At 53.0% G+C, this 12,707-nt stretch carries 8 protein-coding genes; all 8 read right to left on the reverse strand.

Features of this window, described 5'->3' with window-relative positions; translation table 11 throughout:
- Positions 1 to 13 precede the first annotated feature (13 nt).
- Positions 14 to 1,009 (reverse strand): glycosyl hydrolase family 8, encoded by a 996-nt coding sequence (locus tag AC0IWZ_RS20750; protein ID WP_471678561.1) that lies wholly within the window; start codon positions 1,007 to 1,009, stop codon positions 14 to 16.
- A 9-nt stretch (positions 1,010 to 1,018) separates the two neighbouring features.
- On the reverse strand, positions 1,019 to 1,486 hold the full coding sequence (gene bcsD / locus AC0IWZ_RS20755) for a cellulose biosynthesis protein BcsD (RefSeq protein ID WP_034499658.1): 468 nt from the start codon (positions 1,484 to 1,486) through the stop codon (positions 1,019 to 1,021).
- A gap of 2 nt (positions 1,487 to 1,488) precedes the next feature.
- A complete protein-coding gene (locus AC0IWZ_RS20760; RefSeq protein ID WP_471678560.1) occupies positions 1,489 to 5,337 on the reverse strand; it encodes a cellulose biosynthesis protein BcsC in 3,849 nt (1,282 codons plus the stop codon).
- Between the two features lie 12 nt (positions 5,338 to 5,349).
- A complete protein-coding gene (gene bcsB, locus AC0IWZ_RS20765) occupies positions 5,350 to 7,755 on the reverse strand; it encodes a cellulose biosynthesis cyclic di-GMP-binding regulatory protein BcsB (protein ID WP_471678559.1) in 2,406 nt (801 codons plus the stop codon).
- A complete protein-coding gene (bcsA, locus tag AC0IWZ_RS20770) occupies positions 7,752 to 9,872 on the reverse strand; it encodes a UDP-forming cellulose synthase catalytic subunit (protein WP_471678558.1) in 2,121 nt (706 codons plus the stop codon). The genes bcsB and bcsA overlap by 4 nt, the downstream gene beginning before the upstream one ends.
- 19 nt (positions 9,873 to 9,891) lie before the next feature.
- Positions 9,892 to 10,695, reverse strand: coding sequence for a cellulose biosynthesis protein BcsQ (gene bcsQ, locus AC0IWZ_RS20775; protein WP_034499666.1), 804 nt, complete (start codon positions 10,693 to 10,695; stop codon positions 9,892 to 9,894).
- The gene (gene bcsO / locus AC0IWZ_RS20780; RefSeq protein WP_471678557.1) at positions 10,686 to 11,300 is read right to left on the reverse strand and encodes a cellulose biosynthesis protein BcsO; all 615 of its coding nucleotides are present in this window, start codon (positions 11,298 to 11,300) and stop codon (positions 10,686 to 10,688) included. Before bcsO ends, bcsQ begins: the two co-directional genes overlap by 10 nt.
- Positions 11,301 to 11,845: 545 nt before the next feature.
- A complete protein-coding gene (locus tag AC0IWZ_RS20785) occupies positions 11,846 to 12,589 on the reverse strand; it encodes a Fic family protein (protein ID WP_471678556.1) in 744 nt (247 codons plus the stop codon).
- Positions 12,590 to 12,707 lie beyond the last annotated feature (118 nt).

Below are 12,707 nucleotides of genomic sequence, written 5' to 3' on the forward strand. Positions count from 1 at the left end.
ACCAACCATCAACTCACTTCGTCGACAACCCCACCAGCATCTTCAAACTCGCAGAATAATAATCTTCTTGCGCGGTGATTTGCGGTTGCGCGGCACTTGCGGGTTGCAGCACTAAATCGCGTACCGCCAGCAAGCCACCGTCCATCATATAAGGCGCCGGATCACCGGTGGTGACATTCACCCAGGCTGGGGTTTTATCACGCGCGAAACGCCCCCACCAGGTTTTATAAACCTGTAATTGCGGGCTATTGTGGTTAAACCAGTACACATAAAGCGGGACGCGAATCGCGTCGTAGCTAAAACGAGCTGGCCACTGTTTTGCCGGGACGGTTCGCCCATCGGAATATAAAGAAACCCAGTCAGAGGGAAGCTGCGGATTGCCAAACTGCATTTTCCCGAGCAGCTTCTGCCCGTCGTTGATCAAATCTCGCCACACCATTAAATGACTACGATTAGCAAAATCCTGCCACGCCGGGAAGATGAAATAGGAAGGGTTGAGGTTTACGTAACTGTTGAGATTAAAGCCCTTGGCTCCGGGCAGCATCACCTGGTAGCCCGCAAAACGAATCACATTATGGGCAACCAACGCCTTGGTGATGGCATCAGATTCATTGAGATAATCTTTGTCGCTCCACTTTTCCCCGGCTTTTAGCAGCGCCCATGCAATAAACGTATCGCCATCGGTGGCGTTATTTTTATCGGTAATAGGTTGTGCTTCAACAGGGTTATAGCGCCAGTAGAACAAACCATTTTCCGGGTTTTTCAGGGTCGTACGCGTCCAGCCCCATATCTTATCGAAACTGTCACGGTCATCGTTTAGCACCGCCATCATCATGGCGAAACCCTGGCCTTCGGTGTGACTGACGCTTTTATTGCCGGTATCGACGATGCGACCGTCCGGCATTAAAAATCGCGATTTATAGCTATCCCATGCGCCATCAGCCAGCGCGTAATGGCTGAAGATCAAAGCGAATATTGCCACTATCAGCGTTTTGTATCGCTGCCACATCGAAGCACCTCATCGACTAATTTGATATCTGAAGTGTACCACTGTTGTCGACGGTGAAGACTCACGCCACAGCGATACGTGCGGTTTACCGCCCTGATCGCGAATCCAACGGGCGTACACGCCTTCCAGAACCGCGCTAAAAGCGTTGTTCCAGGAAGCCTGCTGCGCTTCTTCGCCAGGGACAGGTAAAGCCATATGGCGAATAAGCATCGCCGTTTCGCTGGCCTCAATATCAATATAGCCCCAGTTGAAAATGGCGAGCCTGCCATTTATCTGTGTTTCGAGTTCGCCCACAGTTCTTGCGACAGGTAATGGGAAACGCCCGGCTAAGGTGTCGCCCATTTGCACCAGAAACTGGCGGCTTTCCTCTTCACCCGCATTCGCCACCATGCTTTCAATCATGATGTGGAGCAGAGAGAACCAGCCCGGTTGCGTTTGCTGACTCTGAAAGTATTTCAAAAGCTGCGCGTCATTCATGCTTAATTATTCCCCAGCAGGTAACGGAAGTAGAGTTGCGCGGTACTTTCGTTGTAATCACCAAAGGTGTCATATCCAACCTGGCCACCAATCGTCATGTCTTTATTCACTTTGTAATCGGCTGCGGCGCGAAGGTTGTAGCCCATGCCGTTTTCGCTGCTGCCGCTGTACCACGCCTCTTTAGCAAAGCCGTTAGCCACGTAGTTTTCCAGCTGCGACTGCATTGCTGAATCGGTCGGGAAGTACGGGCTTTCGTCCTGGCTATACGACTGGTAGCCCAGCGACGCGCCGACAGACATCGTCCAGTTATCAAACTTCTGCGAATAATCCACCGGGAAGGAGACGCTGATGTAATCCTGCGGGCTGAAATAGCCGCCTTGCCCGTAACTGAAGAAGCTGAGGTTTTTCGAGTAATCCATGTAAGTCATACTGATACCGGTTTTCAGTTCGCGGTCATCAGCATGGTACGGGCGAATATAAACGCCTGCGTTACCCGTGAAGTTGTCGTTACTCGGGACATTTTCGCCACGGTAGTTATACAGGCCAACACCGGCATAAAAACCGGCGTCACCATCGTCGTAGCTCAACTGCGCGCTACCGCCGTTTTTGGTGACTTGCCCCCACTTCTTACCGCTGTATTTGTCTTCGACACCCACATAAGAAAGCAGGCTATCGACCACCGCCCGGCGTTCGCCGGTCAAAATTAATTTCAGGTAATCAGTCAGCTGCGGCGACCATTGCACGCCACCGACCACGGTATTCAAATCCTGACTCAGCGGCGTAGAACCGATATCCAGCTTGTACTGCTCGCCAGTTAACGCCATGCCCACTTCAACACCCGCCGCACTTTGCGAACCCTGAGACGGCACGATTATCTTGTCGATATTTGGCAGCTCTGGCGGTGTGGTGGTGGAAGCGTTATACAACTCCTCGCCCACTTGCCCCTGAATCAGAGCACCCGTACCAAAGCGGCGGCTGGACTCGTTTGACGAACTCCCGGCGTTCAGGCTGATGGGTGTCACGTTCAAATCTAATCGCGAGTCGCCAAACGGAACGGTTGACCACTGTAACGGTGCTTTAATTTCAGTGAGTTTGCTCAGGCCACTTTCGCCATCACGCCCACGCACCGACACCGCTCCACGCGCCCAGGTAGAAGTTTTCTCGGTGAGCTGTTCCATCATGTTATCAACCTGGCGCAACGTGCCCGCCTGTGCCGTTTCAACCGGCAAGTCGGTACGCGTCGTGCCCACAGGCGCGGTTTGCGGATTACGCGCCAGCTGTGCGACCTGCCACGGCATCGCTTCGCCATACAGCGAGTTAGATGCGGTAGCTTGCGGAGCAACGGACGTTTTCGGGGTGAACGGATTATCTGCCAACGCCAGGCCGCCCAGCGTTGGCGCCGTACCGCTTTCAACCCCTTGCAGGCCCACCAATTTGCCACGGGCGGTGCGTAAATAGCTCATCGCCTGTTGGTGATTGCCGTCGGCTTCCGCCACGCGTGCCAGCAGCAGCAGGCGATCCGGGGATTCGTCATTACGTAAACCCGCAGCCAACTGCTTCGCTTTATCGACATCTTTATTCGCCAGCGCGACGTCAATTGCTCCCGTACGCGCATCTTGTTGCGGCGTGTCGCGCGTCATCAAATAGTCGTAAACCAGACCCGCTTCTTTGTTCATTTTGCCGGACTGATACAAACGCGCCATGGCAAACATCAGGTCGGTGTTTTGCGGATCGTTTTGCATCGCACGAATCAGTTTGTCGTACGCCGCCGCATAGTTGCCCTGCGTGCGTAGCTGATCGGCTTCGTTGATGACATAACCGTTGCGAATACTCGCCAGTTGCGTCGGCGTGCTGCGCGACTGCAATTCCGGGCTGGCCAGAAATGCCTGCGCTTCACGCCCGAGGCCCGCCTGGTTTAGCACCGCAATCTGGTCGCCATAATCACCGGCATTGCCCTGCACGCCACGGCTCATATTGCCGCGCACAATTGCCACGGCGGTGGTGACATCGCCAGATTGTGCCAGCATCTTCGCCAGTTTACCGGCATCAGCCGGGCTTTGTGGCGGACGCGTAGCCAGTGCTTTTAAGGTATTCGCCGCAGCAACCGTATCGCCCTGCGCCAGATAGCGTTCGGCGACCGACATTTGCAGGTTGTAGTTCACCCGTGACGCAAGCGAGCGCATATCGCTGTTCTGGCTGGAGGCCGGAATGCGCGAAAGCAGCGTCTGTGCTTGCTGCCAGGCGTTGTTTTCGCTGGCAAACAACGCACCGGCATACAGTTCGGTATTGCTGGCATTTGGACGGAACGACGGCGACATCACATTGCTCGCCTCCGCACTATTCCCCTGTTTCTGTAGCTGACGCGCTAAGTCGAGGCGCAGCCACGGGTCAGATGGATAACGCGAAACACCCTGCTGCAAAATCGCAATGGCCTGTTGTGGATTGCCATTTGCGACGGCCTGTTGTGCCTGGCGACGCACCGGATCGGCTGGGTTGCCGCCAGAAACTCGCGGCTGCAATTTTGCCTGCAAACTGGCAGGCAACGTTTGTAACATCGCCTGCGCTTCGGCGGTTTTATTCTGCTCGCGCAACACGTAATAGAGGTTTTCACGAGCCGGGCCGTTATTGGGCTGATCGGTCAGCACACTGCGCAGCGTCTGCTCGGCAGCGGCGTAATCTTTATTGTGGCGTTGAACATCGGCGCGGAATAATTTCGCTGATGTCCCGCGCTCACCGCTTTGTTGCGCCAGCGGCGCGCTGAGTGCCAGCGCCTGGCTGATATTGCCTTGTTTAAACGCGGCCTGTGCGCTCGCCAGTTGCCCGTAAAACTCGGCGTCATCGGCCTGCTGTTTGCGCTCGCCGGACTGTTCACCGCCGAGGTTCGCCGCACGATTTAAATATTCTGCGGCAGCGGTGTAATCGCCTTTACGTTGCGCGATATAACCCATGCCCGCCAGCGCATCGGCGTCTTGCGGGTTGGATTGCAGCACTTGTTCGAACTGGCTTTTCGCCGCATCGGTATTCCCGCTGTTAAGCGCGGTAAAGCCTTCGCCTTTGGCCGCACCGCCGATGTTTTTACGGTAGTGATCTTGCACCGCCGTATCTTTCGGGTGGCGTTGCAGGAAGGTTTGATAATACGGCTCGTCGCTCGCCGTTGGGCCAAGCCACAGCAACGCCTGGCGCAGCGCTTTGTCCGCATCCTGGCTGCCACTGGCCATATTTTGCAGGATGTCCATGCCTTCACGTCGCGTCCCTTCCTGATAAGTCAGCACTTTACCCAGCGCGATGCGCCCGCCGTTATCCTGCGGGTTTTGGGCGGTGAACTGGCGTAGACCTGCCACCGCCTGCGGATAGAGCGATTTATCGCCCGCCATCGTCAGATAATATTCCGGCGCAAGGCTTGGCGGCGGTTGGTCGCCGTTAAACAAATTACGCCAGGTCGCAAGGGCTGCGGGAACGTTGCCGCTGCGTGCTTGCTGGCGAGCCAAATCCAACTGCCCGCGAGGGATTTGCTGAATTTGTTTCGCGTTATCTAACGCCTGCAAATTGTTGTCTTGTGGCGAAACGGACGCCAGGCGTTCGCGCCACTGTGTGGCACCTTTGATATCTCCGGCCTGCTGCGACCACAACGCCATCAGGTACATCGCCTGGGTGTTGTTGGCGTCAACCATCAACACCTTTTGCAGCGCTTCTTTCGCCAGCTCGTCGTGTGACTTTTCATGCCAGTAGTTAGCCTGGTCAAACAACGCTTTTAACGCCGGATTATTATCCGCAGCCTGTGCGCTAAACGTCAGGCCGCCAAAGAAGCACAGAGTTAACAGGTGCCGGGCAGTTTTATTTTTATAAGTCATTGAGCACCACCTTTACTTACCATCATCCTGAGGATTAAGACGTTTACGTGCGCGTTTTTTCAGTAAGGCATACAAGCTCAGGCCGATTACCGTAGCGAACAACAAACCTAAAATGGCCAGGAAGGCGGAGTGCTGGTTGGCGTACCAGACCACCATCATGTACCACGGCATTTGGCCGCTCGGGAACTGCTGGCCGACACGGAAGCTGCGGACACCGTTTTCATCGGTAATGATCGCCGCATCGCCACGAATGCTGGCGTTGATTCTGGCCGAGCTGAGATCCGTCTGAAGCCGTGAGAGTTGTTCGTCGGTACTGCCAATCGCCATCACCACTACGCGATCGGGGTTCCACTGCGAGCGGAAACTCACAAACCCGCGCCACGCTTCGTTAGATGAGAAATAACGGTCAGCGGCGATACCCGTCGAACCCCAGTCGCCTTCTATCCAGCTTTGAATTTTTTGCCAGATTGAACGTTCACGAACGCCAAACGAATGCTCATTGCTGGTAAACGGCGATTGCGCCAGTAACGTGCGGTTGAACGCATTCTGATTGATGGTCGAAACCGCCAGCACATGGCTTTCTTCAAGGCGTTGCAGGTTTGCGCCGCCGGTCGGCAGGCCAAACATCACCGCGTTGTTGTTAAGCGATGCCCCGGTCGCATTTCCCGAACGAGCCGCCATATTCAGCAAGGTGCTGATTTCAGTCTCGCCTGGGTTTTCAGGCAGCAGCAGAACGGTATGTGAGTAATCCGCAAAGCGGGAGAACGGGAACGAAGCACCAACGAAATAGGAGAGGTTTGGCAGCAGCGAGAAGTGGCGCGTTTTGCTCAAATCAATCCAGGAATCATCGTCGATACGGCTCTTAATGTTGTTATTAAGCAGCACGCTACACGGCGCGGTTTCTTTGGTCTGGATGTTGAAGTACAGCGACAATTGGTTGTCGCCGTAAATCAGATACGGTTGCAGCGCGAGGTTGTAATTTTCCTGACGTGCATCGCCGCCCACTTTGCGCCACAACGTTTCCAGCGCACCCTGCTTGTTCACCGGCAGGTTGTTGAGGAACGTGCCGTTGAACGTCATGGAAAGGTATGAGCGCTCCTCGTCTATCCAGTTTTCCGTTGGGAAGCGATAACCGATTTTCATCGGGATCGTGTCGCCATCCCACAAGAACAAATCCGGTGCGGCGCGGAAGGCAACGCTTAATGGCTCATGCCAGATCCCCGTTGCGGTCAGGCTTTGGTCTTTGCGCATCAGTTCAGTTAAACGCACCGGGCGTTCGGTGGAAATCCAGCGCGGCGCGTCATACGCTTTGCTCACCGGAATCACCTGGTTTTCAACGGCGGCGCTGGCGGTTTGCCCGTCAAATTTACCGTGAGTTAAACGCCACGCCGCCGCGCGAAGTTGCTGATCTGAATTCCCTACCACCAACAGCAGTTTATAAACCGGGTTGCCAGGGTTATCGATGATTTGCAGCATCGGTTTTTGCGTTGCGGGTAACGTCAGGCCGCCAATCTGGTCGCCCGGTTTACCAAACAAAATGCCGTTTTTCTCGGGCAGTTTGTCGTGCAGCGCGTTAAAGGAAATCCCACGGTAATCCGCTTCGATCCCCAACCAGGACGCCACCAGAGCCGCAGCACTCACCTGCTCAGGCAGCGTTTTGGCCGGGAAGGCAAACGCCACAGAAGCCGGAGTCATCTGCATCGCGTCAAAGAACGGGCGCGGGAAATGGCTAAGATCCGCACCGATATTCAACTGCTGGCCTTCGAGATCCAGACGCGTGGTCGGCATGATCGTGACCTGGTATTTATCAGACAGGTCACGCAGGCACAGTAACGCATCGCCATCGTTGATTTTAAAGCTGATATTGTTGCTCGACACCACCATTGCCGCAGGAATGTCCAGCTGGTAATTCGAGACATCGCTGTCCGCAGAACCTAGCGGCACCATCCCCAATGGCTGACCGTTCATCATCAGCTGCAACGTGGTGTTGCGTGCCGCCATCGCCGGAGACACTTTCAGATTCAGCAGCAATTGCGCGTTGGTGATGACCTGATCTGCGGGCAACGTAAAGTCGATCCCCGCCTGCAACTGGCCGCCACTGAGCATGACGCCGCGCGGCTGGCCCATTTGCGCCACGGTAATACTGCTGACGTTGCCCGGCGTGAAGACTGATGGCGACGACGGTGCCGTCACAGCCGGAGTCGGCTCCGTCACAGGAACAGAATCTTGCATCGGTGGCGTTTGGGGCACAGGTACAGAATCGGGTGTCGCTTCTGGCGTAGTAGATGTGGCGTCCGGTGCCGGTAAATCCAGCGGAATTTGTGACTCTACCGTCGCGGTGTCTTCGGCCATAACGGGCGAGCTTAAAACACATAACGCGAGCAATAACTGGCAAACTTTAACGGTCATCCGTTTCATGTCACGTTGTCCTCACTGGCACTTTCCATACGCTTCGCTTCTTCCTGGCGCAGACGGCGGTTTTCGCGACGTGATTTCCAGGTCAGCCAGAACAAGTCAAACACACAACGGATGATGATAAGCAGGGAACGGAACGGGTTATCCTGCGGTTTCGGTGGGTGAATCCAGGCATCAGCACGAGCCAGAACCACGCGCACCAGCTCACGGCGACGGTCGAGTGGGATCTCTTCAAATTGCAGGCGAATCGCTTGTTCGTCGTTGGCAATTACTTGCACCGGAATACTGATTGAGCCGGACTTCAGTTGCAGCTCAATTTCTTCAATTTCATCGGTGAGATGGCGATCGTCCGGCACCGCAATTCGGCAGCCGCCCATCGACAAATCGAGCGTATTACTGCGCGATGAAATCCCGCTGGCGTAGTGGATCACCACCGGAATATCGACATCAATACGAATGGTTTTACGGGTCTGACGCGTTTCACGGGCGACGGCAATCGCCGCCAGCAGGAACACCAGGCTGTATAAACCCCAGCCCACGTTGAGCGCGATAACGTTCGGATCCACGTCGAAATAGTCATGCGCACAGGCACGCACTATCCCGGCGATCACCGCGACGGCCAGTAAAACCGCGACAATCATATGCGGGCGCACGACGCTGAAATCGAAATATCCGACGTTCAACAGCGCGCCTTTATCGGTCACGTTGAATTTGCCGCGTTTCGGGAACAGCATTGTGACAGCCGTCGGCAGAACCAGGTGGAATGCCATCACCATGTCGTAAATCTCACCCCAGAAACTGTAGCGATAGCGCCCGTTCATGCGTGAGTTGAGGTAAATGCTCAATATCAGATGCGGAAGCGCGTAAGCAAAAATCAGACTCGCCGAGGAGTGGATGATGTTCAGGTTGAACAGCAAATAGGCCAGCGGTGCAGTCACAAACGCCACGCGCGGCAAGGCGAACTGGAAATAGAGCATCGCGTTGAGATAACACAGGCGCTGCTGCCATTTCAGGCCACGGCCAAATAACGGGTTATCGAGGCGGAATATTTGCGTCATGCCGCGCGCCCAGCGGGTTCGCTGAATCACGTGCAGCACCAGGCGCTCCGTCGCCAGGCCCGCCGCCAGCGGGATATCCAGGAACGCGGATTTCCAGCCAAGGCGCTGCATTTTCAACGCGGTATGCGCATCTTCTGTGACGGTTTCTACTGCAAAACCACCGATTTCTTCGAGTGCGCTACGGCGAATCACAGCGCAGGAGCCACAGAAGAATGTCGCGTTCCAGTTGTCATTACCCTGCTGAATCGGGCCGTAGAACAACGCGCCTTCGTTGGGAATGTTTTTCCCGCCGGATAAGTTACGCTCGAACGGATCGGGCGAGTAGAAATAGTGCGGAGTCTGCAACAGCGCCAGTTTCGGGTCTTGCAGGAACGCACCGACGGTCGCTTGCAGGAAAATACGCGTGGCGACGTGGTCGCAGTCAAACACGCAGATCAGCTCACCTTTGGTGAGTTTCATGGCGTGGTTGAGGTTCCCGGCTTTAGCATGCGAGTTATCGTTACGCGTGATGTAACCCACGCCCGCATCTGCGGCAAACACCGCAAACTCGCGTCGTTTACCATCATCGAGCAGGTAGATTTTAATCTTGTCGCGCGGGTAATCGATACATTGCGCAGCCAGCACGGTATCGCGCACCACTTCGAGGCTTTCGTTATAACTGGGGACGTAAACGTCCACCGTCGGCCAGGTCGAAGTATCATCCGGCAGCGGCACAATTCCCCGTTTTAATGGGAAAGCGGTTTGCAGATAACTCAGTAATAAAACGACCCAGATATAAAGTTCAGCTAAAAATAACCCTATTCCCAGAATGGCTTCTATTTCAGAATTAAAGTGCAGGGTTTGTGTCGCACGGAAATAAATATAACGCGTCGACATCAAAACCGAGACCAGCATCATGATTATCGAGACGCTGTGCTTTTTGCTGAAGCCTAATAAAAACAGAATCGCAAGGCTAATAAAGCCAAAGATATACTGCTTCTGGCTGTCCATAGGCGTAATGATGATCAGGACTGCTATTGGAGCTAATACCAATAGCAGTAAATAAAACAGGACCTTTTTCATAGGACATCCTGGATAAATGTCAGAAATTTGACGTTCTCAAGGCGGTGTGAACCGCACCATCACCAATTTTTATGCCGAGAATAGCTGCAACTCGTTTACTGATCAGTTCAATATCAAAAGCCGCAGCAGAAGCAGGGCTGAAATCGAATATTGATTGCTGAGAAGCATTTGCTTCAGCCACACTTTCATCACGGTTAATAACACCAAGCAGACGATCGCCAAGATGCTGCTGCATAAATGCGGTGACGTCGCGGCTTATATGACGGCGGTTATCGCTCTGGTTGAGAACAAAATAATATCCCGCTTTATTATTTAACGGCTCGCCAATCAAACGATGGTTTTCAATATGTGGCAACAGCGAAAGCGAGGCGGTGTCCGCCAGCATCGTCACCAGATGCAAATCAGCCAGGCGCGATACGGCCTTCAGCGCCGGGTTCGGCCCAGGTGGGAAATCGGCGATAATCACCAAGCCGGGATAGTTAAGCAATGTGCTTAATCCGCGCATCAGGAAGTGGCTGTCGGTTGCCAGAAGATGCTCAAACTCAAGACGCTGATCTTCCGTGACATCGCCATACGGCAACACAAACATATTGCTGCCAGCGGTTAAAACTGACTGGCTCCAGTCCGCAGATTCAATCGCTTTTGTGACATAACCCCGTCCATCAGACAACGGCACGCCAAAGTGCAGGCGCAGCGCATTTTGCACATCAAAATCAATGGCTAAAACCTTGCTACCCGCACGCGCGAGCGCATACGCCAGATTGGCAGTAACCGTGGTTTTCCCTACTCCGCCTTTTGGCGAGCAAACACACACTAGCGGCATGACGCAATCATCTCCAGCAACGGTTGCAGCGGTAAGTCTTTGGCGGGATGACTCCGCGCCGTATTCCCTTTGGCTGCGAACAGTTTGTCAAAACGCACGGGTTCGGTTGTTACCGGTGCAGGGGCCTGCGGCGGGGATACCACGGCAGGTTTCACGGTTTCTTTTACGGGTTCTGGAATAGAGTGCGGAATCGGCTCGACAGCAGCTTCTGGCGCGGCGGTGACCGGTGCAAGTTGTTCAAACAGAGTTGCGGTGGTGTGCTGCGTTTGCTCAGGTTGAAAAGCCGCAGTTTTAGTGTCGGGCAGTGCACTTTGCAGGCTATCCAGAATAGACCCTTGCGCCGCCGTACTCGAGATGGGTTGAGCGACTAACGGCCTGAAATGGCTGGCATCAAACTCATCCGCCTTCACCGCCTGTGGCGCTGGCACCGCAATGCTTCCGGCATGAGACAACACGGAGTCGTCATCTCCAGTATTCATTAACTGCTTGATGATGGCCCAATTGCTGGTATCTGAGTGTTTGTTTTGCGCCGACATATCCTTGAATTCGATAGCGCCTGTGCGGGTCTTATCCTTGAATCGCTGTAAATCATCATAATTTTTCATTGCGACACTCATGATTTATAAGACGTTTCGATGAGATAGTTATGCAAAGCTTATACCAATACTATTAAAAAGGTTTTTTGGATAATGATCATGGGCTATTGACTTCATAAATCATTATTAATTGCGGTGAGTTATCATCACTATTTTTATTATTGTTTTTGCAGGTAAAACAATGGCATTCCAAGCCAATATATAGGCAGCAGCGGCCTTTTCTCCATCTTTTTTTCTTATCAATACGCATCTAAGCATGAAGATGATTAGATTTGTAATTAAGCGCTATTTAATACTAACCATTAAAAGGTAGCAGCTTTTGTTTGTGAATTCACACACATAAATAGAATTGGGCCAAGTTGAATATTTCGCGTGGAAAATTAACATTAAATTTGAGGTTTATATTTCCCTGGGGTTTGTGTGGCAAATAGCACACTGGAAAAGTAAAAAGTTGTTTTGGTATTTAGGTGGTGAATATATTGGGGTGCAAGGAAGGGTTTTATTCCTAATGTCGCGACCGCCAAACACCCAGGTCGCGACTAAATTTAAAACGATCAGGTACGACGACAACTATTGAGGAATACCAACATTTCCGTCGCGTCTTTACTGACATAGAAGCTCACCATTTTGTCGTTAAACTCTTGAGCTCTCGCGGCTGGAACGCTTATCGGATCATATCCATGCTTCATTAACCAGCCGTTCATCATATGGCGACTGGTGCGTTTGTTACCGTCAAAAAAGAACTGCTGTAATGCACCGAAAAGAAACATCGTTAATGCTCCTTCAAATGGCGGCAATGTCTTTATAAATTGCACACCTTCAGAATAGATACGGTTTAATTCAGGAGCACCCGTTAACGTCGGCAATGGGCGGTGCTCGCCTTGCTCACCTAAAGCAACGTAAGGAGAATAACTCGTCTCTTCGCCTTCGCCGCGAAACACTCCCCATTCAAGAGCTTCATTACGAGCAACTATGCTATGCAAAAGAGTGATTGTTGGCTTATCCAGGTCGAAGCGTTCTGCCTTAACTAATTCCACCAACTTTTTACTGCTGTCGGCAAGATTCGTGACCTGCTCGGCATCGGATAACTTATGTCCTCCGACGGTCACACCGTCCAGAAGTGTTTGCACTTCAACAAACGTGAACGGGTTATTTTCCAGCTTTGCAGCGTCCCACACGAATGAGGTTAACTGTTGCAGATAAATAGCCAATGCCCGACGTATAGTACCCGGATTAACCTGCGGTAATACGCTGGAATCCCAGCTAAACCCAAGCGGAGTGGAATTTTGTGTGCTCAAGGGGAACTCCTGTGTGTCTCTTGGCTTGTAATCTACATCAGCGGGGCTGGGGATACAAAAATGTAGCATGGGAGTGTGAAGAAGGCGGATGACGCAAGATTATCCGCCCTACGAAATC

The organism is Buttiauxella sp. AC142, assembly GCF_979253435.1.